The following is a 4,656-nucleotide window of genomic DNA, read 5'->3' as shown; positions in this document are numbered from 1 at the left end:
CTGTTGTGTATCGGGATCATTGTTGTCGCGTTCGTAGCTCCAGGCGCCGTCCGAACCGAGGGTCAGAGCGCCATAGGTGCCGACAACAGCTGATCCGACCTGGCCCGAAACATCTCCAGCCGACGTGCCTGCCGCAACACCAATCACCGATATGCTGTCGCCGTGGTCAACGTCGGTATCATTGTCGAGCACGTTGCCGGTGGGCAAAGCGGCATTGTGGATGGACTGGATTTCTTGGGCAGTGAGAGCGCGATCGTAGAGCTGAATGTCATCCACCTGGCCCTGCAATTTTCGGCTACCCCCGAAGGCCCCGGGAATCGTACCGGCATAAAGCTCTGTACCCGCTGGGGTATCGATAGTCAGCGAGCCTGAGCCGACGGCGACTCCATCCAAATACAAGGTCACCGAGTCGCCGACGTTGGTAACAGCAACATTATACCATTGTCCGGCTTCAAGGGTGGGGCCGAACACCGCGTTGCCCCATTGCGTAAAGAAAAGCGGACTGCCGGACGCACCTACGCCTAGTCCGTAGAGTTGCCCATATGATCCAAAGTTTCCATAACTTGCAAAAAAGGCCTCGCTGCTCACAAATGCATCGGGCTTCACCCAAACTGAAAGCGTTCGGTCACTGTTTCCAACTGGAAATCCTATGGTGGATGCTGCGAAGTAATCATCGATGCCGTCAAAACTAAATGCCTGCCCGAACTTACCGGTCGCAAATGAGGCACCATTCTGCAGTACGCCATCATTATCGCCCACAACATCGTCGGTGGTCCCATCAGCTGACCATCGAGCAATGAGGTTGGACGGCAGAGTGGGAGGATCGCCCGCCCCGATGTCACTCGTGGCAACCGGCCCGTCATTGGTACCATTGATAGTGATGGTCACCGTCTTGACAGCAGATACGGCATTGGGTGCACCGCTGTCGTCGGTGGCAACTACGTTGTACGAAAAGGTGATGGTCTCGCCCGCACCGAGAAAATCGAGGTTGGCGTTGGTGGTATAGTCCCAGCTGTCCTGGTCCACGCTGAAGCCCGCAACCAGCGTGGCTGCCAGCGCCGCACTCAGCGGGCCGCCGCTCCAGACGATGTCGGCGTTGGAGGTCTCCGATACCGTCACCACGTCGGTGGCATCGAGATCGGCAAAGCTCAGCACCCCGCTGTCGCTCAAGGCCGCCGTACCGTCGCCCTCGGTCATACCACCCGAAGTGTCGGCAATGGCCAGCGTCGGCTGGTCATTGGCAATCTGTCTTGCTGTAAAAGTCCCATTAGAGAAGGTGAAATTCTCGACATTGCTCACCGTGTCGGTGCCGTCGGGCGAGAGTGCCCGGTTGTCGGCAATAGTGTACGAGCCACCGCCATTGTCGGTCACCGTATAGTCTAACCAGGCGCCAGTGTAGATGGCTGTATCACCAGTACCATTACCACCGTCGATGACATCATCGCCGCCACCACCAGTAAGATAGTCATTACCGGCACCCCCACCAATCACGTCTCCGTAAGACGATCCGGTGATCGTCTCGGCCCCTGTGGAACCGGTTAGATAAAGCTGATCACTAGCACCGTTGTTGGAACCAAATCCAGAGAACGTCCAGCTCGCCAACGACGCTGACTTATCAGCATCAACGCGGACAATCATAATATTTCCGTTGGCATCGCCCTGCACTTCAAGTGAGCTTGATAGCCCGCTGCCAATCTGGCTGGCGTTGATGATTACCTGATGCCAGAAATTGGGCGAGGCTGTGGTAGCAAATTCCAGGCGTTCGATGCTGCTTAGTGTCTCGACGGCCAGGATAACACCTTGGCCAAATGAGTTTCCACTATGACCGCTGCCATCGGTAATGCGGATAGTATCAATATCGTTGCCACCATCTAGTGTTTCGCCCGAAACCGCATCCGCGAAGGACAGGTTGAAGACATCATTGCCATCGCCACCGGTTAGTGCATCCGCACCCGCACCACCGGCAATCGTATCGGAGCCTGCGCCACCTGTAATGATGTCGCTGCCACCGAGATTAGTGCCGTCCACCGTGATGCGATTGGTACCAAAGAGATTGGAAGCATTGATCGTCACGCCATTGGTCATTGCAACGGCAGATCTGATTAACAGGTCCCCCAACGTGTTGTTCATGTCGGCATCGGCAGTCGAAACTTGGCTGTCCGAAATAGTCAGACTGAAGCCTGTTGCATCCTGGCTTATCGTGAGAGTGTCGATATTGGCAATGGTAGTAATGCTCAAAAAATCATAGCTGCCCGCCGCATCAAGCCGCAGCGTATCCTGCGTGCCGGCTTCCGCGGTGCCGTCAATCACTTCGCCTACCGTGAGGTCGAAGTTTGCACGAAGAACGAATGTATCGGCTCCGATGCCGCCGGTCAGGTTGTCGTTGTGGAAACCACCGATGATTGTATCATTACCGGCACCACCATTTATGGTATCAGCCCCAGTTCCACCATCAAGAACATCATTACCAGCACCGCCATAGATGAAATCGCTACCAAATAGTCTAGTTCCGTCAACGGTAATGCGGTTGGATCCCGTAAGACCGGAGCAATTGATTGTAACGCCATTGTCTATTAAAAGGTTGTCCGCTTTAATGACCACGTCACCGCCAATGCCGTCACCATCTGCATCGGCAGAAGAAACTTGACTGTCGGCCAGAGTAAGATTGAAGCCAGTGCCAAAAATGTTTCCCAACGTAACTTGATCGATATTTCTAATTGTCGTGTTCGCCGACAGGTTGTATGTCTCGGCTGAATTGAATTGGATCGTGTCCAGTGTCCCCGCTTCCGCGGTGCCATCGATTTGTTCGTTCGTTGAGAACTCAGAAGCGCTGTAGAACTCGAAAGTATCTGCACCCTGACCACCGATCAGGTTGTCCGCCCCCGCGCCGCCCCCCATGCGATCGTCGCCGTCGCCGCCATTTATCGTATCGACTCCCTGGCCGCCGTAAATTACGTCGATCCCTGCACCACCATTTATGACGTCGCTACCCGCGCCGCTGTAAATCGTGTCGCTGGCGTTGCCCCCAGTGATGACGTTACCGCCGTCCCAATTGGAACCGCGGACATAGATATGACTGGAACTGCTGAGGCCCGATCCGTCGAGCCTAATACCGGTGGTAAGGGTTATGGCGGAGTCAATCAGCATGTAGCCAACGCCGCCGTAGTTCGCGGCGGACACCATACTGTCTCCGAGCGAAATGCTAAAACCAGCCGCGTTTTGGTTTAGCGTGAGCGCGTCGATATTTGTGATGCCGAAGTTGGCGAGGTCATAGATGCCCGCAGCATCAAGCCGCAACGTGTCGAAGGTTGCGGCCTCCGCCGTACCGTTGATAGTCTCGCCCGCCGCCAAGTCATTCAAAGCAGTAATGACGAAAGTGTCAGCCCCTAGCCCGCCTATCACGATATCTGCGCCAGCACTGCCAATAATAGTGTCATCACCAGCACCACCCGTAATCGAGTCGCTGCCCGCATCGCCGATAATTGTGTCGCTGCCAGCGCCGCCACTGATTGTATCGGCACCCAGGCTGCCCAATGCGTAAACACGGTTAGCCCCTGTAAGACCGCCTGCATTGATGGTTACGCCGACAGCGCTGGAAATGTAAGCTTGTAAGAGAATATCGCCCCCAGTCGCGTCCTTGTTATAGTCTGCGGTAGATACCTCGTTGTTTGAAAGAGTTATGCTAAAACCAGAACTAACATTGTATCGGATGACATCAATATTGGATATAGTCGTGACGGTCGACAAATTATATGCGCCGTCTCCAAGAAGCAGCGTATCAATTGTTGATGCCTCCGCCGTGCCGTCAATGATTTCTCCAGCGACGAGATCGGATGAAACATCGACAATTATAGTGTCGCTCCCCGAGCCACCAATAAGAGTGTCAGCCTCACTTCCTCCGTCAATACTATCAATGCCGCCATTCCCATTAATGAAATCGCTGCCGGCGCCTGACCTGAAATCGTCATTACCCGCGCCACCATATATCGTGTCAGTGCCGCCAAAATCTGCGCCGCCGACGGATATCTTGTTGGAGCCTGTCAGGCCTGCTGCGTTGATTATTACGCCATTTGTCAAAGGAATAAGAGAAGAAATATACATTGAGCGACCAACAGACGTGGATAGAAGACTATCTGATACAGTCAAATTATATCCTGAGTTGTTTTGATCAAAAGTTATTCTGTCAATGTTACTGATAGTGGTAAAGGATGAGAAATCATAGACACCCGCGGTGCTCAACCTGAGCCCGTCATTCTTGGCGCCCGCCTCGGCGGTTCCATTAATTATTTCCCCGAAAGCCAAGTCTGACGGTGTAGTAAGAACAAAGGTATCGTCGCCAAATCCGCCAACCAAATTGTCGGCGCCGGCGCCGCCGGTGATGACGTCGTTACTTCCACCGCCTGTCAGAATGTCTCCACCCCCGCTGCCGGTGATGACGAAGCCTTCACTCTGCCCACTCAAGTTGATAGTGACGCCGGCCAATGCTGTGGCTGCGGAGATCGCTTCGACGCCTTGTATCGACGCGTTAACCGCTCCCAACGTGTTCAGATCAGCGGAGGTCGAGGTAAGAGCGATTGTGTCGTTGGAACCAAGTCCCAGATTGATCGGTCGAGGTAAGAGCGATTGTGTCGTTGGAACCAAGTCCCAGATTGATCG

Annotated in this window: 1 protein-coding gene; it reads right to left on the bottom strand. The window is 54.2% G+C overall.

The features are described 5' to 3' along the window. The coding region (locus tag AC1DZP_RS35645; RefSeq protein ID WP_477308971.1) for a beta strand repeat-containing protein at positions 1-4,656 on the bottom strand (4,656 nt) is incomplete at both ends.

It is taken from the genome of Mesorhizobium sp. P2_F8 (assembly GCF_056403655.1).
This window is presented reverse-complemented; position numbering and strand designations above follow the sequence as displayed.